The 25,170-nt window shown below is 66.9% G+C and carries 20 protein-coding genes; 7 read left to right on the top strand and 13 right to left on the bottom strand.

Annotated features, from left to right (window positions below):
• Positions 1–26 precede the first annotated feature (26 nt).
• A complete protein-coding gene (locus QE394_RS07175) occupies positions 27–284 on the top strand; it encodes a hypothetical protein (RefSeq protein ID WP_056082444.1) in 258 nt (85 codons plus the stop codon).
• A 146-nt stretch (positions 285–430) separates the two neighbouring features.
• On the opposite strand, the gene QE394_RS07170 is transcribed toward QE394_RS07175, so the two are convergent.
• Positions 431–2,959, bottom strand: a complete 2,529-nt coding sequence (locus QE394_RS07170; protein ID WP_349034145.1) for an ATP-dependent DNA ligase — start codon at positions 2,957–2,959, stop codon at positions 431–433.
• Between the two features lie 40 nt (positions 2,960–2,999).
• Here QE394_RS07170 and QE394_RS07165 point away from each other — a divergent pair, with 40 nt between their 5' ends.
• The 3 genes from QE394_RS07165 to QE394_RS07155 all read left to right on the top strand — a co-directional run bounded on the left by QE394_RS07165 (position 3,000) and on the right by QE394_RS07155 (position 5,633).
• The gene (locus QE394_RS07165) at positions 3,000–4,211 is read left to right on the top strand and encodes a Ku protein (protein ID WP_349034144.1); all 1,212 of its coding nucleotides are present in this window, start codon (positions 3,000–3,002) and stop codon (positions 4,209–4,211) included.
• 146 nt (positions 4,212–4,357) lie between these two features.
• On the top strand, positions 4,358–5,200 hold the full coding sequence (locus QE394_RS07160; protein WP_349034143.1) for a class I SAM-dependent methyltransferase: 843 nt from the start codon (positions 4,358–4,360) through the stop codon (positions 5,198–5,200).
• Between the two features lies 1 nt (position 5,201).
• Positions 5,202–5,633 carry an SRPBCC domain-containing protein gene (locus QE394_RS07155; protein WP_349034142.1) on the top strand — a complete coding sequence of 144 codons (432 nt, stop codon included), beginning with the start codon at positions 5,202–5,204 and terminating at the stop codon, positions 5,631–5,633.
• A 198-nt stretch (positions 5,634–5,831) separates the two neighbouring features.
• Here QE394_RS07155 and QE394_RS07150 read toward each other — a convergent pair whose 3' ends face one another.
• The 5 genes from QE394_RS07150 to QE394_RS07130 all read right to left on the bottom strand — a co-directional run bounded on the left by QE394_RS07150 (position 5,832) and on the right by QE394_RS07130 (position 10,532).
• A complete protein-coding gene (locus tag QE394_RS07150) occupies positions 5,832–6,110 on the bottom strand; it encodes an HPr family phosphocarrier protein (protein ID WP_056082425.1) in 279 nt (92 codons plus the stop codon).
• 66 nt (positions 6,111–6,176) lie between these two features.
• Entirely contained in the window at positions 6,177–8,216 is a 2,040-nt protein-coding gene (locus QE394_RS07145; RefSeq protein WP_056082422.1) for a fructose-specific PTS transporter subunit EIIC, read from the bottom strand.
• Between the two features lie 2 nt (positions 8,217–8,218).
• On the bottom strand, positions 8,219–9,211 hold the full coding sequence (locus tag QE394_RS07140; protein ID WP_349034141.1) for a 1-phosphofructokinase family hexose kinase: 993 nt from the start codon (positions 9,209–9,211) through the stop codon (positions 8,219–8,221).
• The gene (locus QE394_RS07135) at positions 9,208–10,014 is read right to left on the bottom strand and encodes a DeoR/GlpR family DNA-binding transcription regulator (RefSeq protein WP_349034140.1); all 807 of its coding nucleotides are present in this window, start codon (positions 10,012–10,014) and stop codon (positions 9,208–9,210) included. Before QE394_RS07135 ends, QE394_RS07140 begins: the two co-directional genes overlap by 4 nt.
• A 260-nt stretch (positions 10,015–10,274) precedes the next feature.
• The gene (locus QE394_RS07130; RefSeq protein WP_015935754.1) at positions 10,275–10,532 is read right to left on the bottom strand and encodes a DUF6458 family protein; all 258 of its coding nucleotides are present in this window, start codon (positions 10,530–10,532) and stop codon (positions 10,275–10,277) included.
• A gap of 273 nt (positions 10,533–10,805) precedes the next feature.
• Between QE394_RS07130 and QE394_RS07125 the strand changes: the two genes are divergently transcribed.
• The 3 genes from QE394_RS07125 (at position 10,806) to QE394_RS07115 (ending at position 14,834) form a co-directional block, all read left to right on the top strand.
• Complete coding sequence (locus QE394_RS07125) at positions 10,806–11,423, top strand: phospholipase (RefSeq protein WP_056082413.1); 618 nt, start codon at positions 10,806–10,808, stop codon at positions 11,421–11,423.
• A gap of 199 nt (positions 11,424–11,622) precedes the next feature.
• Positions 11,623–12,360, top strand: coding sequence for an HAD-IA family hydrolase (locus tag QE394_RS07120; RefSeq protein WP_261621177.1), 738 nt, complete (start codon positions 11,623–11,625; stop codon positions 12,358–12,360).
• 128 nt (positions 12,361–12,488) lie between these two features.
• Positions 12,489–14,834 carry a glycosyl hydrolase family 65 protein gene (locus QE394_RS07115; RefSeq protein ID WP_261621176.1) on the top strand — a complete coding sequence of 782 codons (2,346 nt, stop codon included), beginning with the start codon at positions 12,489–12,491 and terminating at the stop codon, positions 14,832–14,834.
• Between the two features lie 12 nt (positions 14,835–14,846).
• Here the strand turns inward: QE394_RS07115 and QE394_RS07110 are convergent, their stop codons facing one another.
• The 7 genes from QE394_RS07110 to gcvP all read right to left on the bottom strand — a co-directional run bounded on the left by QE394_RS07110 (position 14,847) and on the right by gcvP (position 25,161).
• Complete coding sequence (locus QE394_RS07110) at positions 14,847–16,133, bottom strand: MFS transporter (RefSeq protein ID WP_349034139.1); 1,287 nt, start codon at positions 16,131–16,133, stop codon at positions 14,847–14,849.
• 128 nt (positions 16,134–16,261) lie between these two features.
• Positions 16,262–17,275, bottom strand: a complete 1,014-nt coding sequence (gene lipA, locus QE394_RS07105; protein WP_349034138.1) for a lipoyl synthase — start codon at positions 17,273–17,275, stop codon at positions 16,262–16,264.
• Positions 17,276–17,345: 70 nt separating this feature from the next.
• The gene (locus QE394_RS07100) at positions 17,346–18,803 is read right to left on the bottom strand and encodes an L-serine ammonia-lyase (RefSeq protein WP_349034137.1); all 1,458 of its coding nucleotides are present in this window, start codon (positions 18,801–18,803) and stop codon (positions 17,346–17,348) included.
• Between the two features lie 336 nt (positions 18,804–19,139).
• Positions 19,140–20,477, bottom strand: coding sequence for a serine hydroxymethyltransferase (gene glyA / locus QE394_RS07095; RefSeq protein ID WP_056080117.1), 1,338 nt, complete (start codon positions 20,475–20,477; stop codon positions 19,140–19,142).
• Positions 20,474–20,857 (bottom strand): glycine cleavage system protein GcvH, encoded by a 384-nt coding sequence (gcvH, locus tag QE394_RS07090; RefSeq protein ID WP_056080113.1) that lies wholly within the window; start codon positions 20,855–20,857, stop codon positions 20,474–20,476. The genes glyA and gcvH overlap by 4 nt, the downstream gene beginning before the upstream one ends.
• Positions 20,858–21,150: 293 nt before the next feature.
• Entirely contained in the window at positions 21,151–22,299 is a 1,149-nt protein-coding gene (gcvT, locus tag QE394_RS07085; protein ID WP_349034136.1) for a glycine cleavage system aminomethyltransferase GcvT, read from the bottom strand.
• A gap of 9 nt (positions 22,300–22,308) precedes the next feature.
• Entirely contained in the window at positions 22,309–25,161 is a 2,853-nt protein-coding gene (gene gcvP, locus QE394_RS07080) for an aminomethyl-transferring glycine dehydrogenase (protein ID WP_349034135.1), read from the bottom strand.
• Positions 25,162–25,170 lie beyond the last annotated feature (9 nt).

The raw sequence follows: 25,170 nt of genomic DNA, 5'->3' as shown, positions 1-25,170 counted from the left end.
TCATTTCATCGTGGAAAGGAAGAAAAATGGCTGACGAAAACCCCAAATCCCACCTCAATCCGGAGATGGCGGACCATCTGGCAGCGGCAATGGACACCCCGGACCTGCCGGCAGCGGCCACCACCGCTGCTGGCGCCATGCCGCGGCAAAACTCCTGGCCTGACGGTAACGGCAAGCGCCGCCACCCGAAGGACCGGGGATCCGGCCACGGGCGGATGGGCCACGAAGCCTCCGTGGCCGCCGTCCACCGGACCGGGAAGCCGCAGATGCCGCACTCGTCCTAAGACGGGCGAACCACACATTCATCACCGACACGGAAATTCCCTGGCGCGCCCTTATATGCGGAGCGGCAGGGAATTTCCGCGTCACGGGCGAGCCTGCGCGTCGCCGGGGCCTCGTTGCTGAGCCTCGTTGCCGCCAGGCAAGGCCGTCAATCCTCCCGAACCACCTCTGACGGGTCCTTGTCCAGGCGCCAGCCCCGCCACCGGGGATGCCGCAACCGCCCCGGGCCTGTCCACTCGCCGTAGGTCACCTCACCCACGAGCTGCGGCGTGACCCAGTGCGCGTCCGCGGAGTCAGGCCGGGGAACCTCGTGGAACGGTGAGGTCTTCCGGGCCAGCTGCTCCACGGTTTGCCGCAGTTCGGCCAGCTCACGGCTACTGAATCCGCTGCCCACCCGGCCCACATACTGGAGTTTGTTCCCGTCGGGGATGCCCACCAGCAGGGACCCCACCGTTTCCCGGCGGCCGCCCTTGCCCGGCCGCCAGCCGCCCACCACCACTTCCTGGGTGCGCTCTGTCTTGAGTTTGATCCAGGTGCGCGTCCGCTGTCCGCTGACGTAGCGGCTGTCCGTGCGCTTGGCCATCGCGCCCTCGAGCCCCAGCTCCTGTGCGCTGTCCATGATGTGTTGCACGGGGTCGTCCAGCACCGTGGACAGTTCCACGGGGCAGTCCGTGGGCCGGAAGAACTGTTCAAGCCGTTGGCGCCGCTTGCTGAGCGGTAGCCGCCGGAGGTCGGTGCCGCCGTCGTACAGGAGGTCGAAGAGCATCAGCCGGACGGGAATGGCTTTCTGCGCTTTGGCGACGTCGGCGGCGCGGATGAGTTTCATCCTGCCTTGCAGCAGGCCGAAGTCCGGCCTGCCGGAGGGTCCGACGGCGATGATCTCACCGTCGGCCACGAACGGCTGCTTCGGCCAGCACCGCCGGTCCGTCAGCTCGGGGTAGGTTTTGGTGACGTCGTTGCCGTTGCGGCTGAAGATGCGGACGGTGGACTCATCCGCCACGAGGATGGCACGTACCCCGTCCCATTTGAGTTCAACCTGCCAGTCGCTGCCGACGAGGTCTGAGGGGACTCCCGCAGTGGCCATCATGGGGCCGAAATCGTCGGAGGAAACCCGAACAGGGGAGTCCTCCGGTTGGCCGGGGGCGTTCCCGGCTTTTCCGGCCTTGTCCACCTGTTTGGCGCCGTCTGCCGGCTTGGCACGGTCCGCAGGCTCCGCGGACGAAGGTGCGTGCCGCCGTCGTCCGCCCTGGTCCTCCTTGTCCATCAGGTGGATCAGCCACTGCTTTTCGGCGTCGCTGCCCTGGCCGCGGCCGGTATGGATGAGTGCCACCTTCCTGGTGCCGCCCAGCCCGCCGCCCTCGGAGCCGGTGAGGGTGACGATTACCTCCTTGCCGTTGATCCACTTGTGCAGCTCATACGTGCCGGTATCCCAGATGGTCATCTCGCCGGCGCCGTACTCACCCTTGGGGATGGTGCCGTGGAAGGTGAGGTAGTCCATGGGGTGGTCCTCGGTCTGGACGGCCAGGTGGTTCTTGCCGCCGGACTCCGGCACACCCCTGGGGAGCGCCCAGGAGGCCAGGACCCCCTCGTGCTCCAGCCTGAGGTCCCAGTGCAGGCGGCTGGCGTGGTGTTCCTGGATCACGAACGCGTCGCCGCCGCGCGGTGCGCCACTGAACGGCTCAGGCGTGGCCTCTGGGTCGCGCATCGAACGGTACTTCACCAGGCGGGGATTCCCGCCGTCGTGCGTGCCGTCCTGCCCGGTGCCGGGGTCGCCTTCCCCGAGCGTTCCAACTGCGCGGACGACGGCGGCGAACGGGTCCTTGCCCTCCTGCACCCGGCGCAGCACCTCGCGGTAGTCGAGGTGCTTGAGCGTGGGGGAGCTGATCTCCCGCCACGTCCGCGGCGCGGCGACCATCGGAGTGGGCCGGCCGCGCAGGGAGTAGGGCACGATGGTGGTTTTCGCGGCGTTGTTCTGGCTCCAGTCCACCAGGACCTTGCCCTTGCGGAGGGTCTTCTTCATGTCGCTGACGGCGAGGTCCGGGTGGTCGGACTCCAGGGCCCGCGCCAGTTCCCGGGCGAACTCCGAGATCTGGTCCGAGGTCTGCGTGCCGTCCAGGGGTGCGTACAGGTGGATGCCCTTGCTGCCGCTGGTGACGGGGACCGGGTCCAGGCCCACGTCCTGCAGGATGGCGCGGGCCAGCAGCGCCACTTCACGGCATTCGGCGAGGCCGGCACCCTCGCCGGGGTCCAGGTCCAGGACCAGCCGGTCCGGGTTCAGCTGGTTGCCCTGGGAATCCACCCGCCACTGGGGCACGTGGATTTCGAGCGAGTTGATCTGCCCGAACCAGGTGAGCACGGCGGGATCGTTGACCATGGGGTAGTGGATGGTCCGGTCCTTGTGGGTGATGGCGGCGCGTGGAAGCCACCCGGGGGCGGAGTCCTCCAGGTTCTTTTGGAAGAAGACCTCGCCGGGCTTCCCTGCGCTGCCGACGCCGTTCACCCAGCGTTTCCGGGTGGCGGGCCGGTTGGCTGCGGCGGGGATGAGGACATGGGCCACTGCGGCGTAGTAGGCCAGTACATCGGCCTTGGTGGTGCCGGTTTCCGGGTAGATGATTTTGTCCAGGTTGGTCAGCGTCAGCTCCCGCCCGGCCACGCGGACACGTTCCTTAGAAGCCAAGGGTCTTCACCTCCGGCCCGGCGTGATGTTGACTGTAGGGATGAGAGCCATCTGGAAGGGCGCCATCGCGTTTGGGCTGGTCAACGTGCCCGTTAAGGTCTACAGCGCCACAGAGGATCATGACATCAGTCTGCACCAGGTCCACAACGCGGACGGCGGAAGGATCCGCTACCAGCGCCGTTGCGAGGTCTGCGGGCAGGTGATCGACTACTCGGACATCGAGAAGGCCTTTGAAGAGGACGGCCGCACGGTGGTGCTGTCCAAGGACGAGCTGAAGGCCATCCCGGCGGAAAACAGCCACGAAATCGAAGTGGTGCAGTTCGTCCCGTCCGAGCAGCTCGAACCGATGATGTTCGAGAAGAGCTATTACCTGGAACCGGACTCCAAGTCGCCCAAGGCCTACGTGCTGCTGCGCCGGGCCCTCGAGGACACCGACCGGGTGGCCATCGTCCAGTACGCGCTGCGCGAGAAGACCCGGCTGGGGGCACTGCGGATCAAGGATGACGTCCTGGTGCTGCAGTCCCTGCTGTGGCCGGACGAGGTGCGTGAGGCCAACTTCCCGGCCCTGGACACCGCCATCAAAATCTCCGCCCAGGAACGTGACATGTCCGCAGCGCTGGTCGAATCGATGGCCGCGGACTTTGAACCGGAGTCCTTTACCGACGACTACCAGGTGCAGCTGCGGAAGCTTATCGACGCCAAGCTGGAGCAGGGCGAGTCCCTGGACACGGACGAAACGTTCGGTGTGGAAGCGGGCGACGGCGGCAAGGGCGAGGTCATCGACCTGATGGAGGCCCTGAAGCGCAGCCTCGACCGGAAACGCGGCGGCGCGGCAGCGGCCCCGGGCGCGGCGGATTCCGAAGAGGAAGAGTCCGACGACGGCGGGTCGGAGGAAGCGGGGGACAAGCCGGCCAAGCCCGCGCGGAGGTCCTCCGGTACACGGTCGTCGGGAACCGGGACTGCCGCTGCTTCGAAGACATCGGCTGCCAAGGCGACGGACACCAAAACCGGCACCCGGCCCGCGGCTGCCAACTCGACGGCGTCCAAGAGCACCACAGCCAAGGGCACTTCAACAAGGAGCACCTCGGCAAAGTCCGCGGGCACACAGTCCGCTGCCGCAAAGTCCGCCGCCGCAAAGTCCGCTGCCGCAAAGTCCGCCGCCGGCAAATCCGCCGGGACCAAGGCGGCCGCGTCAAAGAACACCGAAAAACCTGCCGCGAAGGCTACCACCAGGGCGCGCAAGCCGGCGTAGGTCGGGGCGGGGACCCTGCCGCGGGCCCGGCAAATAGCCGGACCACCTTTACAGCCGGTGCCCGCGCGGCCACAATGAGTCGCATCGCAGCGCCGCTGTGCCCGCAGCGCGCTGAAACCCCAACGGCTCGATGAGGAGCGCGGACCATGACTGAGCAGACCGATGCGGCCGAGGCGGACCGGGCGCTGAAACAGAAGCACCGTGCCATGTGGGCGTCCGGGGATTACCCCGCGCTGGCGGATGAAATGCTCCTGGAGCTGGGCGCCATCCTGGTGGAAGCGTGCGGCGTCCGCTCCCGCCACCGGGTGCTGGACGTGGCCGCCGGGTCAGGGAACGCAGCCATCCCCGCGGCCATGATGGGCGCCAAGGTGGTGGCCTCGGACCTCACCCCGGAGCTCTTCGAGGCCGGACGGCGCGAAGCCGGCAACCGTGGCGTCAGCCTGGAATGGAAAGAAGCCGACGCCGAGGCGCTGCCGTTCGACGACGCCGCGTTCGACGTCGTGATGTCCTGCCTGGGTGCCATGTTCGCGCCGCGGCACCAGGCGGCGGCGGACGAGATCCTCCGCGTGTGCAAGCCCGGCGGGAACATCGGACTGCTCAGCTGGACCCCGGAGGGCTTCGTTGGGCGGATGTTCGCCACCATGAAGCCGTTTGCGCCGCCGCCACCGCCGGGGGCGCAGCCGGCACCGCTGTGGGGGAGCGAGGAGCACGTCCGTGAACTGCTGGGGGACAGGGTCACCGACGTGACCGTCCGCAAGCAGGCCCTGGCGGTACGGAGTTTCCACCAGCCGGGCGACTTCGTCCGCTACTTCAAATCCCATTACGGCCCCACCATCGCCGTCTACAAGCACATCGGCGCCGACGCGGACAAGGTCAGGGAACTGGACCAGGCGCTGACGGAGCTCGCCGATTCCTTCGGCGACGCCCATGGCGACACCCCGTTCCAGATGGAGTGGGAATACCTGCTGTTCACCGCGAGGAAGGCCTGACATGCCCGGCGACTTCACGGCAACATCCAGCACCACCATCGACGCCCCGCCGGACCGCGTCTGGAACGTCATCACGGACCCGGCAGCCGCCAGGGAGTTCATGTTCGGGGCCAAACTGGAAACGGACTGGGCGAAGGGAAGCCCCATTACCTGGAGCGGCGAATGGGACGGCAAGCCGTACCAGGACAAGGGCAAGGTGCTGGAGGTGGATCCCGGCCGGAAACTGGTGCACACCCATTTCAGCGCCCTCAGCGGCGAGGACGACGTGCCGGAGAACTACCACACCCTGACCTGGACGCTGCAGGACCGTGACGGTGGGACCCACCTCACGCTCGCCCAGGACAACAACCCGAGCCAAGAGGCAGCAAACCACTCGAAGGGCATGTGGGACAAGCTCGTGGCCGACGTGAAAGCGATCGCCGAACGCCCCTGACCGTCCCCTTCCTCCAGCCAGGTAGCAGTAGATGTCGTTTTGGACGCTCATAACGACATCTACTGCGACCCAGTTGGGTGCGGCCGCGGGGAGGCGACCCGGACGCTTAACGCCAGCGGCCGCCGTCGTGCCGTTCCCACGAGGGGAAGGCGCGACGGCGGCCGCTTGGCTTAGTCCGGCTGCCGGGCAGCCTGCCTGCTACTCGGCGTCGTGGTCCGTTTCCAGGATCTGCACCAGGCGTTCCAGTGCATCGTCTGCACCTGTGCCCTCGGCCCGGAGGACCACCTTGTCGCCGTGTGAGGCACCCAGGCTCATGAGGGACAGGATGCTGGCCGCGTCCATGGCCTCGTCGGCCGGCTCGCCTTCACGGGCGATGGTGATGTCCAGGTCGAACTCGCCGGCTGCCTCGGCAAAGATGGCGGCGGGACGGGCGTGCAGGCCCACGCGGCTGGCGACGGTTGCGGTGCGTTCTGGCATTGTTGCTCCTTTGTCTTTCGGCGAGCTGACGGTTCAGCGCCGGTGAGTTTGTGTCGGTGGGCCGGATCAGACGGTTACGGGAACCGGTTCAACCGTATCAACGCTCTTCTTCACTGCCCAGCGCTTGAGCGCCACCACGGCCAGCGCACTGACCACGGTGCCGGCAATGATCGACACGATGAACATCAGCACGTTGCCAATGGCGAAGAAGACGAAGATACCGCCGTGGGGTGCCTGCGACGTGACGTTGAAGGCCATGGTGAGGGCACCGGTGAGCGCACCGCCCAGCATGCTGGCGGGGATGACGCGCAGCGGATCGGCAGCGGCGAACGGGATGGCGCCTTCGGAGATGAAGGAAGCGCCCAGCAGCCAGGCTGCCTTGCCGTTTTCGCGTTCAGCCAGGCTGAAGAGCTTTTTGTCCAGGACGGTGGCCAGGGCCATGGCCAGCGGCGGGACCATACCCGCTGCCATGACGGTGGCCATGATCTGCCACGGTGCCTGGTTGGTGGCGCTGCCGGCGCTCAGGCCGGCCACGGCGAAGGCGTAGGCCACCTTGTTGACCGGGCCGCCCAGGTCGAAGCACATCATGAGGCCCAGGATGATGCCCAGGACCACAGCGGAAGCACCGGTCATGCCGGACAGCCAGGTGTTGAGTGCGGTGGTGAGGCCCGCGATGGGACCGCCGAGGACCAGGAACATGAGGCCCGAAGCCACGATGGAAGCCAGCAGCGGGATGATGACCACCGGCATGAGGCCACGCAGCCAGCGGGCCACCTGCCAGGTGCCGATCAGGTGCGCGATGTAGCCGGCCAGCAGGCCGCCCACGATGCCGCCGAGGAACCCGGCGCCCATGAATCCGGAAACTGCGCCGGCCACGAAACCGGGTGCGATGCCCGGGCGGTCAGCGATCGCGTAGGCGATGTAGCCGGCCAGCGCAGGAACCAGGAAGCCCATGGACAGGGCGCCGATCTTGAAGAAGACAGCGCCCAGGTAAATGGCCAGTCCGCCTTCGGGGAGGTTGGCGAAGCTGTTTTCCAGCACCACCTTGTCCGCCACTCCGGTGATGTCATAGCCGCCCAGCAGGAACCCGAGGGCGATCAGCAGGCCGCCGCCGGCAACGAAGGGGATCATGTAGCTGACACCGGTGAGGAGTGCCCGCTTCAGCTTCTGGCCGATGTGCTCGCCCTTTTCGGTGGCCTCGTTCTCGGCCTGCTCCTCCGCCCCGAAGTGGGGGACGCGGCGCGCATTCGGATTCTCAGCCGCAGCGAGTGCTTCCTGGACCATCTTGGCGGGCTCGTCGATGCCGCGCTTGACGGGGGCGTTGATGACGGGCTTGCCGGCGAAGCGCTCCTTGCCGCGGACGTCCACGTCAACGGCGAAGATCACGGCGTCCGCTGCTGCGATGACGGCGGGGTCCAGCGGCTTGGCGCCGGAAGAACCCTGGGTTTCAACCTGCAGGTCCACGCCCATTTCCTGGGCGGCGGCAACCAGCGAGTCAGCGGCCATGTACGTGTGTGCGATGCCGGTGGGGCACGCGGTGACGGCCACGAGGCGCTTGGGACCGGCAGCCGCAGCACCGGCACCTGAACCTGCGGAGGCCGTGGCAGCCGCCGGAGCAGCGTCAGCAGGTGCCGCGGCAGCGTGGGCCGCCGGCTTGTCTGCCAGGGCGCCGTCAACGAGCTCCACGATTTCCGCCTCGGAGGAGGCGTTGCGGAGGGCGGCCGTGAAGTCCTTTTTGATCAGGGACCGGGCCAGCTTGGAGAGCAGCTTCAGGTGGGCCTGGTCGGCACCGTCCGGAGCGGCAATGAAGAACACGAGGTCCGCGGGGCCGTCCTTGGCGCCGAAGTCCACCTTGGGGGACAGGCGGGCCATGGCCAGGGTGGGCTCGACGACCGCAGCCGAGCGGCAGTGCGGGATGGCAATGCCGCCCGGAATGCCGGTGGCGGTCTTCTGTTCGCGGGCGTAGGCGTCGGCAAAGAGGCCTTCAACCTCTGTTGCGCGTCCGGTGGCAGCAACCTTGCTTGCCAGGTGCCGGATCACCGCCTCGGGGTCGTTGCCCAGGTTCTGGTCGAGCTCGACCAGTTCCGTGGTGATGAGCTGAGTCACTGTCAATCCTTTCGAAGGGCCGTGATGGTTACGGCTTCCGGGGTGGTTTGGTGCACTGCCGGAACCGTTGAACCGGGCAGGGAGGCGGCGGCGGCTCCATGGGCCACCGCCTGACGCAGGCAGTCGGCAGGGGCGGCGCCCCGGCCGTGGGCGAGCAGGTAGCCGGCCAGTGCGGAATCTCCCGCACCCACCGTGCTCACTGCGGCGACCGGCGGATGCGTGGCCAGCCACGCGCCGTCGGCCGTTACGAGGACAGCTCCCTTGGAACCGAGAGTTGCCAGCACAGCACCCACACCGGAACGCACGACGGCGGAAGCGGCCTCGGCGGCAGCCGCCGGGTCCGCTTCCAGTTCGTCCGCGGCGGCCGTGGCGAACCCGGCTGCAGCAGCCAGTTCCGCCAGTTCCTCGGCGTTGGGCTTCAAAAGATCCGGCATGCCCTCCGCGCCGCCGGTCAGGGCGGCGGCGAGTGGCTGGCCGGACGAGTCGACGGCGATCAGTGGCGTATGTCCCGGGGACCCGCCGTCGGCAGCTGAACGCAGGCGGCGGGCCGCCGTCGCGTAAAAATCTGTCGGGAAGCCCGGCGGCAGTGAACCTGCCAGGACCACCCAGCCGGCACCCCGGGAACTTTCCAGCAGCAGCTTCAGCAGCGCCTCCTGCTGGTTGTCATCGAGCACAGGCCCGGGTTCGTTGATCTTGGTGGTGACCCCGCCGGGTTCGGTGAGGGCCACGTTGGTGCGCAGCGGTTCGCCGATGGGCAGCGACACGAAGGGCACTGCGCCGGCGCGCAGGCCGGCCAGCACAGGATCGCTGTCCGCGCCCGGCAGGACGGCCAGGGATTCGAGGCCGGAGGCCACCAGCGCCCGGGACACGTTGACGCCCTTGCCGCCGGATTCCTGGGTGACGGACACAGCGCGCTGTACTTCGCCGCGTTCAAGCGGTCCGGGCAGGGCGACGGTGCGGTCCAGGCTGGGGTTGGCCGTGAACGTGACGATCATGCGATCACCACGTCTACATCGGCCGCTTCCAGGGCTGCGGCGAGTTCGGGGCTGGGTTCGCTGTCTGTAATCAAGGTGTCCAGGTCTTTCAGGGAGGCGAACTGGACCAGCGTTTCCGCGTCCAGCTTGGAGGAATCGGCCAGCACCACGATGCGGCGTGCCGAGTGGACGAAGGCAGCCTTCACGGCGGCTTCTTCAGGATCGGGAGTGCTGAGTCCAAAGGTGGGGTGGATGCCGTTGGTCCCCACGAAGGCGATATCGGGGCGAATCCGTGCGGCGGCGTCCACCGTTGCCTGGCCGACGGCCACCTGGGTGATGCCGCGGACCCTGCCGCCCAGGATGTGCAGGGCGATGCCGGGGACGCTGGAGAGCTTGCCGGCAATGGGAACGGCGTGGGTGATGGCCACCAGCTCGGTGCCGGTGGCGCCGGATTCGGAAAGTTCGACGGCGGTGCGACGGGCCAGCATGTCGGCCAGAACTTCGGTGGTGGTTCCGCCGTCGATCAGGACGCTGCCGGGGGAGTTGCGGGGGATGAGCGCGAGTGCGGCCTCGGCGATGCGGCTCTTCTGGTCCGGCCGGCGGATGGCGCGTTCGGTGACGCTTTCCTCGGTGGTGCTGAAGCGGTCTGCCGCCACCGCACCGCCGTGCACGCGGCGTACGGTGCCGGCGTTCTCGAGGGTGGCGAGGTCCCGGCGGACGGTTTCGGTGGTGATGCGGAAGCGCTCAGCCAGCAGGGTCACGCTGACCCGGCCGCTGCCGGCAACAAGCTCGGCAATCTTTTGCTGGCGTTCCTCGGCGAACACGTACCCTCCGTTGCGTAGCTTGCTGGTGCTGTGGTGGCCGGCGCCCTGTTTGGCGTGACTGGCATCACATGATGTTGAGTTACTTGACTTTATCTTTGCTTATGTTGGTTTGTCAATGGAAACCAACACGAAACAATATTTGGGTTCTCCTCGGCTGGTTGAGGCCCGGGGACGCGAAAGCCGGGCCAGACGCTGTGGTCCGGCCCGGCTTCCCGGGTTCATGGTCTTTGGTGGTCCTGGATGACCCGCGGGCGGCCTGCCTAGATGGTTCCGTCGCGGCTTTCGTTCCGGGTGATCCGCTCGCCCGTGTTCGGGTCCACGACGGACCGGGTCTCGCTGACCCGCCGCGTCCGGCCGGGTGAGGCCAGGACCAGGGATGCGATCAGGCCGATGACGCCCACGGCGATCAGGATGTAACCAACCAGGGCCTGATCTACGAAGGGAATGAGTCCCGGGGCCACTGCCCAGGCCAGGATGGCGCCGAGGGCGATAAGGAAGATTGACGAGCCGATTCTCATGACTTGCTCCTTCTGCTGGCCGCGGGTTGCGGCTCCTGTGGGGCGGTGCACGGTATTGCGGGTAGGTCGCTGCCCTGCTTTTGACACTGATCTGTAAAGTCACTGGTCAGCATGCTGATAGTAGGCGTCACGCTACAGTGCACCCACGGTCGATTCAATGAATGATGCCGAGTCGTTGCCGGGAAAATTCTGCGTGACTGGTGTGATTGCCGGGGCGCCTGGGTTTATCGCCGTCGTGGCGTGGGCGCCGCGTTGCCTCGCTAGTCTGGTCCGATGGAAACAGTTGTGTGGTCCAAGCCTGAGGACCAGCGCGCCGGGACGCCCCTGCTGGTGATGATGCACGGCTATGGCACGGATGAATCCCGCATGGTCCGGCTGTTCGAGTACCTCCCTCCGGAGTTCACCTTCGCCGCCCTTCGGGCGCCGATGCCCATCGGAGACCACTATGGCTGGTTCCTCCTGGACTATTTCCTCACCAACGACTTTGCCGACGTCATCTCGGTCACCGGCACCGTGCATGGCTGGATCAACTCCGTCCGCGGCCGGCACACCAGTGTGAGCCTGATGGGCTACTCACAGGGCATGGCCATGGCCAGCACCCTCCTGCGCCTCCACCCCCGCGACTACGCCGCCGTCGTTGGCCTTTCCGGATTTGTGCTGGACAACGACCTCCTGGCCCTCACCGATGAGTTCGATACCAGGCCGCCGTTCTTCTGGGGGCGCGACAAGGCGGACCTGGTGATCAACGAGGATGCCACCGCCTACACGGGTGAATGGCTTGAGGCGCACACGCTGCTGACTGCCCGGACGTATCCCGGAATGGGGCACGCCATGTCGAAAGCCGAGATGGCAGACGTTGGCGCTTTCCTTCGGCATTACGTGCTGAAATGACCCGCAGGCGCTCAAGGTAACGGCGATAAAACATTTGCAAGTCAAATTTGCAAGCGCTTACACTCGTCTACGGCCATGATCGGTCCTGCAGTGGGCGGAACAAGGAGGCGATGCTGTGTGCATGTGGCGCAGCAGCACCTCCTTCAGGCTGTCCGGACGGGACCGGCAGTCCGTAAACCGAGAGGACACCGCACTGCCGATGACACAACGAACTGCAGCTGACACCGCCGCTTGGACAGGCGCATCCGCCATCCTGTTCGACCTTGACGGTGTGCTGACCCCCACGGCCACCGTGCACGAGCAGGCATGGAAGGAACTCTTCGAAGGCTTCCTTGCCGGGCACCCCGAGGTGCAGGGCTACCGCGAAAGCGACTACTTCGACCACATCGACGGAAAGCCGCGCTTCGACGGCGTACGGGACTTCCTCGCCTCACGCAGCATCGAGCTTCCCGAAGGACCGCTGGATGACGATCCCGCCAACATCACCGTCCAGGGCCTCGGGAACCGCAAGAACCGGATCTTCAACGACATCGTCAGCACCGGCGTCGCGCCGTTCGAAGGCTCGGTGCGTTTCCTCGAAGCCGCGCTGGCCCGCGGACTGAAGGTCGCCGTCGTCTCATCCTCCCGCAACGCCCCCGCGGTCCTGGCCGCCGCAGGCCTCAGCCACCATTTCCCCGTTGTGGTGGACGGTGTGGTGGCCGCCCGCGAAGGAATTCCCGGCAAACCCAGCCCGGCGACCTACGCCTACGCGGCCCGGCTGCTGGAACTGCCCAGCGAGGAATGCGTAGTGGTGGAGGACGCTGTCTCCGGAGTCCAAGCCGGCCAGGCGGGATCGTTCCATTCCGTCATCGGCGTGGACCGCGGTGCCGGGCGCCAAACCCTCCTCGAAGCCGGGGCAACCCTGGTGGTCAACGACCTTGGAGAGCTCCTGCCCTGACGGGAGCCCCGTTCCACACCGGAGACCCGCTGCCACCCCCGGGCAGCACCCATCCGGGCAAGCTTTCTCTTCGAATCCCCTATGCCGGACCTGCGCCGGTGCACAGCATGCCTAAAGGACCCAACACCATGGCTCTCATCTCTGCGGACCGCGAACGGTTCCCCAACACTCCCTGGCAACTGGTGGAAACCCGCCACGAGCCTGGAAACGCAGGGACGCTTGAAACGCTCTTTTCCCTGGGCAACGGCCACCTCGGAGTCCGTGGCGCCCATTGGGCAGCGGCGGATGCCGAACTTCCCGGCAGCTTCATCAACGGGCTGCACGAAACCTGGGACATTAAGCACGCCGAGAACGCCTTCGGATTCGCGCGGACCGGCCAGCGCATCCTGTACATCCCGGACGCCAACAACTTCACCGTGGTAGTGGACGGGGAGTCCCTGGGCCTTGCCGAATCGGAGGTACTGGACTACCGGCGGAGCGTTGACTTCTCCACCGGCATCTACGAGTGCCGCATCACTTGGCAGTGCCGGTCCGGATCCGTGGTCACCACCACCGAACGCCGTGCGGTGGGGTACGAATCCCGGGGCAGCCTGGGCCTTTCCCTCGAAGTTTCGGCGGACCGCGATATTTCGCTCGACGTCACCTCGTCGGTGCTCAACCGGCAGGACCAGCCGGTAGAGGACCACTCCGCCCACGATCCGCGCCGCGCCGGCCGCCACGCCGGACGGGTCCTGCTGCCGCTGCGGCTGGATGGCGGCGACGGATCACTGCGGCTCTCCTGGGAAGCCGCAGAATCCAAGCAGCGTGTAGGACTGGCCGTGGACCACTGGACCTCCGCCGGCCACCAGCCTTTCGAAACCCTGGTGGACCAGGATGACAGCAGCGTCCGCTACGTTCTGGCCGTCAGCGCCGGCGAACCCTTCCGGCTGGAGAAAAGCGTCAGCTACGCCGCCGGCCGGACCGTGCAGGACGAAAGCGTCGACGCCGCCGCCTTGGCCGAAGCGGGCCTGCGCCCCGTCGCGGACGTCTTCGCCGAAAGCGAGGCGCACTACCGGGGCTATTGGGCGACCTCGGACATCGTGGTGGACGGCGGCGAGCCGGAGCTGCAGCAGGCCATCCGCTGGAACCTGTTCCAGCTGGCCCAGGCCACGGCGCGTGCCAACGTGGCGGGCATCCCGGCCAAGGGCGTCACCGGATCCGGCTACGAGGGCCACTATTTCTGGGACCAGGAGGTGTACCTGCTGCCGTACCTGACGTATACGAACCCGGACGGCGCCCGGCAGGTCCTGGAGTTCCGCCATGCCATGCTGCCCGAGGCCAAGGTCCGTGCCAAGGAACTCAGCGTGGACGGCGCCCTGTTCCCGTGGCGGACCATTAACGGCCTTGAAGCCAGCGCCTACTACGCCGCGGGCACCGCTCAGTTCCACATCGCGGCCGCCATAGCGTTCGCCACCAACCGTTACCTGTGGGCCACCGGCGATTCCGCGTTCCGGGAGGGCATGGGAGCTGAGCTGCTGATGGAGACCGCCCGCATGTGGATCTCGCTGGGCTTCTTCGGCAAGGACGGCCTGTTCCACATTCACGGTGTCACCGGCCCTGACGAGTACACCGCCGTGGTAAATGACAACCTCTACACCAACGTCATGGCCCGGTTTAACCTGCGGGCTGCCGCAGCGCTGGACCACCCGGGCGTCGCCCAGGAGGAGCGGCAGCTGTGGGCGGCGGCAGCCAACCTGATGCACCTGCCGTTCGACAGCCGCATGCAGGTCCACTCCCAGGACAACGACTTCATGACCCTGGAGCCATGGGACTGGACCACGCCGCGGTCCAAGTATCCGCTCCTGCTGCATTTCCACCCGCTGGTGATCTACCGCCACCAGGTGCTCAAGCAGGCTGACACCGTCCTCGCCATGTTCCTGCAATGGCAGGATTTCACTGCAGGTGAGAAACAGCGGGCCTTCGATTTCTACGACCCCATCACTACGGGCGACTCCACCCTGTCTGCATGCGTGCAGGGCATCATGGCTGCCGAAGTGGGGTACTCCGGGGAGGCCCTGAAGCACTTCACCAACGCGGTGTTCATCGACCTGGACGACACCCACGGCAACACCATTGACGGCGTGCACATTGCCTCCACCGGCGGGGTGTGGAGCTCCCTGGTGTGCGGTTTTGCGGGCCTGCGCGACCAGGGCCCGGTGCCGTACTTCGATCCGCGCCTCCCGGAGGAATGGGACGGGCTGACTTTCCACCTCAAGATCAGCGGCCGGCTGCTGCTGGTCCGGCTCTCCTCCGGCGCCATCACCCTCACCGTCCAGGAAGGGGACCCGCTGGACGTCGACGTGCGGGGCCAGGTACTGGCCGTAGGCCCCGATCCCGTCAGCGTGGAGCTGGAGCCCGTCGCGGAACCGGAACCCACAGCCTTTCCCAGCGGACTGCCGACGGCGAGCATCCCGGTGGTCCTCGCCAACAGCTGATGTGCCGCTAAGTCAGGACACGGCGGCTTCGGGTGCCGCGTCCAGCGGGTGGGCCAGTTCGTCGCGGGGCATCCCGGCGGCGGCGGACGCGATGACGGCCATGATGGGGCAGACCACGCCCGCCACCAGGAAAATCAGCCAGATGGGCAGCACCTCAGCCGCTGGCCCGGCCAGCGCCATGGACACCGGCATCAGCGCCAGGGATACGAAAAAGTCGAGGCTGGAGATGCGGCCCAGCAGGTGTGGCGGGACGCGGCGCTGGAGCAGCGTGCCCCAGATGACCATGCCCACGCTCCCGGTGGCGCCCCAGATGAACAGAGCTGCGGCGATCAGCCAGAAGTTGTCCATGAGGCCGACGGCGGCAATCGGCAGGCTGCCCACGCCCCAGGACACCATCATCACCGTCAGGTAGCGGCGGGGCAGGCGGAGTGACGCCGTCACCAGTGAGCCCAGGGCTGCGCCCACCCCCATGACCGCCAGCAGGAAACCGAACATGCTCGAATCCCCGCCCAACTGGTCCCGCACCAGGAATGGCAGCAGGACCTCGATGGGGCCGATCAGGAACAGCACCGAAATGCAGGCCCAGATCAGCGTCCAGAGCAGCCATGGGGTCCTGATGGTGTAGCTGACGCCTTCGCGGAGGTCCTGCATGAAGGACGATTTCCGCTGTCCATCCTCGTGGCCGGCCTCAGCGGGCGGTGTGGCCAGGGCATGCTGGCCCAGGAAGTTCAGGACAATGAAGGCCAGAAGGTGGCACGCGGCCACCCCGGTCACCGCAAGCGACGGCGAGAGGGCTGCCACCAGGATGCCGGCCACCGCGGGTCCCGCCGCCTGCTGCAGGACGGGGCGCATGGTCCCCTCCATGCCGTTGGCGGCCAGCAGGTCCTCAGCCGGAAGGATGCGCGGCAGGATCGCGGAGTAGGCAGGGAAGAAGAAGGCCGCGCCAACACCCAGCACGAAAGCCCCCGCCGCCACATGCCACAGTTGCAGCCAGCCGGCCATTGCCAGGCCGCTGATCGCGGCGATGACTGCCAGGTTGGCGCCCTCCACGGCGATGATCAGGCGCCGCTGCGGGACCCTGTCCGCCGCGATCCCGCCGGCCAGGACGAAGGCCACCAGTCCCACGCTTCCGGCGGCGGCCACCAGCGAAAGTTCCAGGGGACCGCCGCCAAGGTGGATCACCTGGTAGACCATGGCTACGGCCCACATACCGGAACCGAAAATGGAGATGGCCAGCGCTGCAATCAGGACCCGGTACTCGCGGTGGATAAAGGGGCGCAAGGCTTTGGGGGCGGGCATAAGCCCCAGTTTAAGCCCGGACGGCGGCTGGCCTGATGCCCCCCAATCAGCATCAGGCCGGCCGCCAGTGGTGAATCCGGCCGGTACCTGCACGGCGCCGGATGTTGCCCGGACTTTCCTGGCCGGATCTATCCGGCCAGGAGGGTGCTGGCTTCCTGGCGGGTGGTGCCGGAGTCCTGGATGCCGTCGGCGATGTGGGCGAGTTCGGCGGGGATGTCGCGGCCTTTTTTGCGCATGGCGGTGGCCCAGAGGCGGCCGGCGCGGTAGGAGGAGCGGACCAGGGGGCCGGACATGACGCCGAGGAAGCCGATCTCTTCGGCTTCGTGCTGGAGGTCGACGAATTCCTGGGGTTTGACCCACCTGTCTACGGGGAGGTGGCGTTCGGAGGGGCGGAGGTATTGGGTGATGGTGATCAGGTCGCAGCCGGCCTGGTGGAGGTCGCGGAGGGCTTCGGAGATTTCTTCGCGGGTTTCGCCCATGCCGAGGATGAGGTTGGATTTGGTGACCATGCCCAGGTTCCGGCCCTGGGTGATGACGTCGAGGGAGCGTTCGTAGCGGAATGCGGGGCGGATGCGCTTGAAGATCCGGGGGACGGTTTCGACGTTGTGGGCGAAGACCTCGGGTGTGGAGTCGCAGATCGCGGCGATGTGGTCGGGGTTGCCGGAGAAGTCGGGGATGAGGAGTTCGACGCCGGTGCCGGGGTTCAGTTCGTGGATTTTGCGGACGGTTTCGGCGTAGAGCCAGACGCCTTCGTCTTCGAGGTCGTCGCGGGCCACGCCGGTGACGGTGGCGTAGCGCAGTTGCATGGATTGGACGGAGCGGGCCACTTTGGTGGGTTCGAACCTGTCCACGGGGGAGGGTTTGCCAGTGTCGATCTGGCAGAAGTCGCAGCGGCGGGTGCATTCGGAGCCGCCGATGAGGAAGGTGGCTTCCTTGTCTTCCCAGCATTCGAAGATGTTGGGGCAGCCGGCTTCTTCGCAGACGGTGTGCAGGCCTTCTTTTTTGACCAGGTTCTTGAGCTGGACGAATTCCGGGCCCATCTGGACTTTGGCCTTGATCCATTCCGGTTTGCGTTCCACCGGGACAGCCGCGTTGCGCTGCTCGATCCGCAGCAACTTCCGGCCTTCGGGTGCCAATGTCATGATCGATTTCCTTTGTTTGTGCTGGGTGTGCCGTCGGGGCGGCGTTAGTTGAGCCGGTCGAAACCCTGGGTCAGCATTCGACGACGTTGACGGCGAGGCCGCCCATCGCGGTTTCCTTGTATTTGGAGGACATGTCCTTGCCGGTTTCGCGCATGGTGATGATGACTTCGTCGAGGGAGACCCGGTGGGTCCCGTCGCCCCAGAGCGCCATTTTCGCCGCGTTGATGGCCTTCGCCGCGGCGATCGCGTTCCGCTCGATGCACGGAACCTGCACCAGCCCGCCGATCGGATCACAGGTCAGGCCCAGGTTGTGTTCCATCGCGATTTCCGCGGCGTTCTCCACCTGCGCCGGGGTGCCGCCCATCACCTCGGCGAGTCCCGCCGCCGCCATGGACGACGCCGATCCCACCTCGCCCTGGCAGCCCACCTCGGCACCCGAAATGGACGCCTGTTCCTTGTAGAGCACCCCCACGGCACCGGCGGCGAGCAGGAACCTGGCCACCACGCCGTCGCGGTCTTCCTGCGTTGCCTCCTCCATGCCCGGGGCGAAATGCAGTGCGTAATACAGGACCGCGGGGATGATCCCGGCCGCCCCGTTCGTGGGCGCGGTAACCACCCTCCCGCCGGAGGCGTTCTCCTCGTTCACGGCCAGGGCCACCAGGTTCACCCACTCCTGCCAGTACCGGGGATCATGGAAGTCCCAGTCCGTGAACTCCAGGTCCTGGCTGTCCTCGCCGGGGCGGGCGCATTCCTTTTTCAGCCGGTCGAACCAGTCCGGGGCGCGGCGGCGGACCTTCAACCCGCCCGGCAGCACCCCGTCACGCTTCAACGACGTCGCCACGCACTCCTCCATCACGGACCAGATATGCAGCAGCCCCGCCCGGATCTCCTCCTCGGAACGGGAAGACTTCTCATTGACCAGCATCACGTCGCTGATCCCCAACCCGGTGTCCGCGCAATGCCCCAGGAGCTCCGCAGCGGTCCGGAACGGCAACGGCAACTCCTTTTTGGACTCATCGAGTTCCTGCTGCGCGGCGTCCTCCTCACCCTCACGGACAATGAACCCGCCGCCCACGGAGAAAAACGTGGCACGGTGGAGTTCCCCGCCGTTGCCGTCCGAGACGGTGAACGTCATCCCGTTCGTGTGCCGCGGCAACACCGTCAACGGCCGCAACACCATGTCCTTCACCCCATACGGCAACGCCACGGACCCCCCTTCGCCGGCGCCCGCCAGCTGCAGCGTCCCGGTCTCGGCGATCGCAGCCAACCGCTCCTCCACCTCCGCCGGCAGGATCCTTTCGGGGTGGAACCCCTCCAGGCCCAGCAAGATGGCCGTCATCGTCCCGTGCCCATGCCCCGTCGCAGCCAACGACCCATACAGATCCACCCGCAGCCCGGCCACCCTGTCCAGCACCCCGCTGCCCTTCAACTCCTCGGCAAACACCGCAGCAGCCCGCATCGGCCCCACCGTATGAGAAGACGACGGCCCAATACCAACAGAAAACAGATCAAAAACACCAACGGCCATGGTGGGATTCCTAACTAGAAACGTGCGTGGTTGGGTTGGATGGTGGGTGACCGGATTCCTCCGCGTGCTGCTCCTTCGTCGCTCTGACGCACGCTTCCGGAATCCGGCTCACCCCCCTAGGGCCCGTCACCCAAGCGAACAACAGGATGGGCAACGACCCCTGCGCACCTTTGCGAAGAACAGGGATGAACACGCACGTTGTCGGCGCTCACCCGTAGCCTGCCCACAAGGGCCGGCGGAGCCGGACTTTTCGAAAGCCTGCGTCAAAGCGAGGAACGAGCAGCAGGCGTGAAAATGTCCGGTCCGCTGGTCCCGAAGGTGACCAGAGCCGTGCACCTAGGCGAGGTTTGCGACGCCGGGGTACAGCGGGTGGGCTGCGGCGAGTGCTTCGACGCGGTGACGCAGGCCGGAAAGGTCTGCGTCGGCGTCGGCCGTCAGTGCCTCGGCGATGATGTCCGCAACCTCGCGGAAGGCGGCTTCGCCGAATCCGCGGGTCGCCAAAGCCGGGGTGCCGATGCGCAGGCCTGAGGTGACCATCGGCGGGCGCGGGTCGAAAGGCACGGCGTTGCGGTTGACGGTGATGTCAATCGCGGCCAGGCGGTCTTCGGCCTGCTGGCCGTTGAGTTCGCAGTTGCGGAGGTCAACGAGGACCAGGTGGACGTCGGTGCCGCCGGAGATGACGTTGATGCCCTTGGCGGTGACGTCCGGCTGGACCAGGCGCTCGGCCAGGATGCGGGAGCCGGCGAGGACGCGCTCCTGCCGTTCCTTGAACTCAGCCGAGGCGGCGATCTTGAATGCCACGGCCTTGCCGGCGATGACGTGCTCCAGCGGCCCGCCCTGCTGGCCCGGGAACACAGCCGAGTTGATCTTCTTGGCGATGTCGGCGTCGTTCGACAGGATGATGCCGCCGCGCGGACCGGCGAGGGTCTTGTGCGTGGTGGAGGTGGTGACGTGGGCGTGAGGCACCGGGCTGGGGTGCAGGCCTGCAGCGACGAGGCCGGCGAAGTGAGCCATGTCCACCATGAGGTAGGCGCCCACAAGGTCGGCAATCCGGCGGAACTCGGCGAAGTCCAGCTGGCGTGCGTACGCGGACCAGCCGGCAACGATCAGCTGCGGCTTCGTTTCCAGCGCCAGGCGCTCCACCTCTGCCATGTCGATGGTGTGGGTGTCTTCGCGGACCTGGTAGGGCACCACGTTATAGAGCTTGCCGGAGAAGTTGATCTTCATTCCGTGTGTCAGGTGTCCGCCGTGGGCGAGGTTCAGGCCCATGATGGTGTCGCCGGGCTTGATCAGCGCGTGCATCACCGAGGCGTTGGCCTGTGCACCGGAGTGCGGCTGCACGTTGGCGAACTCGGCACCGAACAGGGCCTTGAGCCGGTCGATGGCGAGCTGTTCAATGACGTCCACGTGTTCGCAGCCACCGTAGTAGCGCTTGCCCGGGTAGCCTTCGGCGTACTTGTTGGTCAGCACCGAGCCCTGCGCCTGCATGACTGCGGCGGCGGTGTGGTTCTCGGAAGCGATCATTTCCAGGCCGTCGCGCTGGCGGCCCAGTTCGTCGTCGATCTTGGCCGCGATCTCCGGGTCCAGGACGGACAGGTCCGCGTTCAGGCTGGGGGATTCAACCTGGCGGAAGGCAACCGTCTCAGTGACAGCCGCGCCGGCAGCCGCGCTCACAGCTCGCCGCCGTTCGCTGCGGCGTATTCTGCGGCGGACAGCAGCGGGCCTTCTTCGGTGACGGACACCTTGAAGAGCCAGCCAGCCCCGTACGGGTCGCTGTTGATGAGGGCGGGATCGGACACCACGCCGTCGTTGATCTCGGTGACTTCGCCGGTGACGGGGGAGTAGAGGTCCGAAACGGACTTGGTGGATTCCACCTCGCCGCAGGTTTCGCCGGCGGTCACGATGGAGCCAACCTCGGGCAGGTCCACGTACACGATGTCGCCCAGCGCATCGGCGGCGACGGCCGAGATACCGATCCCGGCAGGCCCGGACCCGTCAACAGCAATCCACTCATGCTCGGCGGAGTACTTCAGTTCAGCTGCAACTTTGCTCATGATTTTCCTGTTCGTTTGAAAACTTAGTTGTGGTCGGGAGTGGAGTTGGCAGGACATCCTCCACGTGCTTGGTCGCGTAGACGCCCGCTGAGCGGACGTGACGCTTCCTTAGACGCACGTTTCCGGATGCCCCGCCACCTCCAAGGGCGGGCTGGCCGCGGTTTCCGAAAGCGTGCGTCAGAGCGACGAAGTGGGCCCACGCCGTCCGGGTTCCCTGGCCGAGCTTGCGAGGCTAGGGGGACGGTGGGGTGCAGCACGCGTGGAAACTGGGGCTTGTCCGTCCCGGAGTGGGGCTACTTTTGGCGTTTGTAGAAGGGGAGTGCCACTACTTCGAAGCGTTCCGGCTTGCCGCGGAGGTCCACGTCGACGAGGGTGCCGGCTTCGGCGAACTCGACGTCGACGTAAGCCAGTGCCACCGGGTAGCCGAGGGTGGGGGAGGGCTGGCCGGAGGTAACTTCGCCGATGAGGGAACCGTCCTTGAGGACCGGGTAGTGGCCGCGGGCGGCGCGGCGCCCGGTGCCCTTGAGGCCCACGAGCTTCTGGCCCACGGTGGATCCGACGCCGGCGGCCTTGATGGCTGCCAGGGCCTCCTTGCCCACGAAGTCGCTTTCCTTTGCCAGGGACACGACCGGTCCCAGCCCGGCGGCGTAGGCGTTGACGCGGCGGGAGAGTTCGTTGCCGTAGAGGGGCATGCCGGCTTCGAGGCGGAGCGAGTCCCGGGCGGCGAGGCCTGCCGGGATGAGGCCGGAACCTTCGCCGGCCGCGAGCAGGGCCTCCCACAGGGCGGCTGCCTCCAGGTTGCCGACATAGATCTCGAAGCCGTCTTCGCCGGTGTAACCGGTGCGGGCCACCAGCAGGTCCCGGACGGCGCCGTTGACCGTGATGCCCACCTCGACGGCGGCGTAGTACTTAAGCTCCGTGACCAGGGAGTGCTGGCTGGCCGGGACAAGCGCCAGCAGGATGGGCTCGGCGGCGGGACCCTGGACGGCGATCAGGGAAGTCTCGGCTGAAGCGTCCTGCACGGTGACGTCGAAGCCGGCGGCGCGTTCCTGCAGAGCCCCGGCTACTACCTTGGCGTTGCCTGCGTTCGGGACCACCAGGTACTTGGCTGTTCCGTCCGCAGCCGCGGGGAGTCGGTACGTGATCAGGTCGTCGATGATGCCGCCGTCGGTGTCACAGATCAGCGAGTACTTGGCCTTGCCCACCGCAACGGCTGACAGCTTGCCGGCCAGGGCGTAGTCCAGGAACGCTGCGGCGTCCGGGCCGGTGACCCAGACTTCACCCATGTGGGAGAGGTCGAACAGCCCGGCGGCGTTGCGCACGGCGTGGTGTTCGGCGAGTTCGGAATCATGCTTGAGGGGCATCTGCCAGCCGCCGAAGTCGGTGAAGGAGGCGCCGGCCTTCTTGTGCTGCTCGTAGAGAGCGGTGTAGTTCTCAGTCATGGGAAGTCCTTAGTTCTCGAAGTCGGAAAGCGGCGGGCAGGAGCAGACCAGGTTGCGGTCGCCGGCTGCGCCGTCGATGCGTCCCACGGGCGGGAAGTACTTGTCCTGCCGCAGGGAAGCGACGGGGAACGCGGCCTGCTCGCGCGGGTAGGCGCGGTCCCAGTCGGAGCTGACGACGGCGGACGCCGTGTGCGGTGCGTTGCGCACCGGCGATGCCTCCAGGGAGAAGTCGCCGGCTGCTACCTGCTCGATCTCGGCGTGGATGGTGATCATGGCGTCGATGAAGCGGTCGATCTCGGCGATGTCCTCGGACTCGGTGGGCTCGACCATCAGGGTCCCGGCCACCGGGAAGGCCAGGGTGGGGGCGTGGAAGCCGAAGTCGATCAGGCGCTTGGCCACGTCCTCGGCCGTGACGCCGGTGCGGGCGGTGAGTTCGCGCAGGTCCAGGATGCACTCGTGCGCCACGAGCCCGCCCTCACCCGTGTAGAGCACCGGGTAGAACTCGTTCAACCGGGCTGCGACGTAGTTCGCGGCCAGCAGCGCGGACTTGGTGGCCTCGGTCAGGCCCGTACCGCCCATCAGCTTCACGTACGCCCAGGAGATCGGCAGCACACCGGCAGAGCCGAACCGGGACGCGGAAATCGCCACGCCGTGGCCCTCCTCATGCGCGGCTTTATTCGCATCGCCGGGCATAAACGGGGCCAGGTGCGCCTTCGCAGCGACCGGTCCGACGCCGGGCCCGCCGCCGCCGTGCGGGATGCAGAACGTCTTGTGCAGGTTCAGGTGGGACACGTCGCCGCCGAACTTGCCCGGCTGCGCCAGGCCCACGAGGGCGTTGAGGTTCGCGCCGTCCACGTACACCTGTCCGCCTGCAGCGTGGACCGCGTCGCAGACTTCGGTGACGTCGCCGTCGTAGACGCCGTGGGTGGACGGGTAGGTGATCATGATGCAGGACAGGGCGTCCCGGTTCGCCTCGATCTTGGCGGACAGGTCGGCGTGGTCGATCGTGCCGTCCGGGGCGGTAGCGACAACAACCACCTTCATGCCGGCCAGGACGGCGGAGGCGGCGTTGGTGCCGTGCGCCGAGGCGGGGATCAGGCACACGTTGCGCTGCTGATCACCCCGGGAGTGGTGGTAGCCCCGGATCGCCAGCAGGCCGGCGAGTTCGCCCTGGGAACCGGCGTTGGGCTGGATGGACACCTGGTCGTACCCGGTGATCTCGGTCAGGTCAGCCTCGAGCCCGGTGATCAGCTCACGCCAGCCCTCGGTCTGGGAATCCGGAGCGAACGGGTGGATGGAGGCGAACTCCGGCCAGGAAATCGCTTCCATCTCGGCGGTGGCATTCAGCTTCATGGTGCAGGAACCCAGCGGGATCATGGTCCGGTCCAGGGCCAGGTCCCGGTCGGACAGGCGGCGGATGTAACGCAACAGCTGCGTTTCTGACCGGTGCGTGTTGAACACCGGGTGCCCCAGGTATCCGGAGGTGCGCAGCACGGAGTCGGGCAGCTCGAAACCCTGGGCGTCGCCTACCGGGCCGGCACCAAAGGCGACGGCCACTGCGGACAGCGTTGCCGCCGTCGTGGTCTCATCGATGGAAACGCCCACCGTGTCCGCGTCGACGAAGCGGAGGTTGATGCCGCGCGCCTCGGCGGCGTTGATGACCTTGGCGGCCTTGCCCGGCACGCGCACGGTGAGGGTGTCGAAGAAGGAGTCGGTGACCAGTTCGCGGCCCATGGCGGTGAGGGCCGTGGCCAGGATCCTGGCGTTGTGGTGGGCGGTTTCTGCGATGGCCTTCAGTCCGTCCGGGCCGTGGTAGACGGCGTAGAAGGAGGACACGATGGCCAGCAGCGCCTGGGCGGTGCAGATGTTGGACGTGGCCTTCTCACGGCGGATGTGCTGCTCGCGGGTCTGCAGGGCCAGGCGGTAGGCGGGAGCGCCCGCGTTGTCCTTGGAGACACCCACGATCCTGCCGGGGAGGGTGCGTTCCATGCCCTTCTGCACAGCCATGTAAGCCGCGTGCGGACCGCCGAAGAACAGCGGCACACCAAAGCGCTGGGTGGAGCCGACGGCGATGTCTGCGCCCTGCTCGCCCGGAGGGGTGATCAGCGTCAGCGCGAGCAGGTCAGCGGCAACAGTGACCAGCGCACCGCGCTCCTTTGCCTCGGCGATAACCATGCTCTGGTCCCACACCCGGCCGGACACGCCCGGCTGCTGGAGCACGATGCCGTTGATGTCACCTTCAGGCAGGCCCTTGGAGAGGTCAGCAACCTCCACCTCGAAGCCGAGCGCTTCGGCGCGGCCCAGCACGATGGCGATGGTCTGCGGGAGGCAGTCGGCATCAAGGACGGTCTTACCGTCCTTGGCGTCCTTATTTTTGTTCGCCCGGCGCATCAGCAGCACAGCCTCGGCCACGGCAGTGGCTTCATCGAGGAGTGATGCATTGGCCACGGGAAGGGCGGTGAGGTCCTGGACCATGGTCTGGAAGTTCAGCAGCGCCTCCAGCCGGCCCTGCGAGATCTCGGGCTGGTACGGGGTGTACGCGGTGTACCAAGCGGGCGCTTCGAGGATGTTGCGGCGGATCACGGCCGGCGTGATGGTGTCGTAGTAGCCCTGGCCGATCATCTGCACGGCGGTCTTGTTCTTGCCAGCCAGCCGGCGCAGCTCGGTCAGGACCTCAACCTCGCTGAGGGCGTCCTGCAGCTTCAGCGCCGTTTCCTGGCGGATCGATGCCGGAACAGCCACGTCCACCAGGCCGTCAACGCTGTCGTAGCCCACAGCCTTGAGCATGGTGTCGACGTCAGCCTGCCGGCGTGCACCGATATGGCGGTCAACGAACGAGGTTGGAAGGGATTGAATCGTCATGAGGAACTC

The sequence above is a fragment of the Pseudarthrobacter sp. SORGH_AS 212 genome (assembly GCF_030818145.1).
Taxonomy (GTDB): domain Bacteria; phylum Actinomycetota; class Actinomycetes; order Actinomycetales; family Micrococcaceae; genus Arthrobacter.
This window is presented reverse-complemented; position numbering and strand designations above follow the sequence as displayed.